Here is a 236-nt window from a genome sequence, read left to right on the forward strand (position 1 = left end):
CTTGGTTATTCTTGATAATCGTGAGATTTTAACCCAACTGGGACAGGCTGAAGCGGCTTATCAAAACGCAATGGCTCAAAAGTCTGCTACAAGTTCTTCTGTGAATACAGTATCCAACAATATCAATGTGATGCAGTCTAATATTGCAGGAGCAAAAGCAAGACTTTGGAATGCTGAACAAAACTTAAACCGATATAAAAATCTTTTGACGGCAGAAGCGGTGACAAGACAACAAT

The 236-nt window shown here is 39.0% G+C and carries 1 pseudogene; it reads left to right on the forward strand.

Annotation, left to right across the window (positions count from 1 at the left end):
- A pseudogene (locus SB689_RS24185) lies at nt 1–236 on the forward strand (HlyD family secretion protein); the annotation flags it as partial.

The sequence above is a fragment of the Chryseobacterium sp. SIMBA_038 genome, assembly GCF_046535115.1.
In the GTDB taxonomy this organism is placed as follows: domain Bacteria; phylum Bacteroidota; class Bacteroidia; order Flavobacteriales; family Weeksellaceae; genus Chryseobacterium.